The sequence below is a fragment of the uncultured Psychrosphaera sp. genome, from assembly GCF_947500655.1.
Lineage (GTDB): Bacteria > Pseudomonadota > Gammaproteobacteria > Enterobacterales > Alteromonadaceae > Psychrosphaera.
In genome coordinates this window covers 1-279 of record NZ_CANMSK010000052.1, presented here as the reverse complement: position 1 = coordinate 279, position 279 = coordinate 1, and the positions used below count along the sequence as shown (strand labels likewise).

Below are 279 nucleotides of genomic sequence, written 5' to 3'. Positions count from 1 at the left end.
GCTTGGCCTTTTGTTGGACGTAAACGTTTATCTGTGTCGTAGCTATCTAACAAATATTCAATAATCGCCCCTGACTCTGCAATGGTTAAATCGCCATCTGTGATCACAGGAGATTTACCAAGCGGGTGAATCGCTTTAAGAGAATCCGGAGCAGCTGAGGTTTGATGATCTCGTGTGTATTCTTTGATCTCATACTCAAGACCAAGCTCTTCTAATAACCATAAAATACGCTGTGAACGTGAATTGTTTAAATGATGTAGTGTGATCATATTGCTCTCT

1 protein-coding gene is annotated in these 279 nt (G+C 40.5%); it reads right to left on the bottom strand.

The genetic code is table 11. From position 1 onward, the window contains the following. Positions 1-269: glutathione S-transferase N-terminal domain-containing protein (locus Q0940_RS17050; RefSeq protein ID WP_299271143.1), on the bottom strand; the 269-nt coding region annotated here is incomplete at its 3' end. Between the last annotated feature and the right edge of the window lie 10 nt (positions 270-279).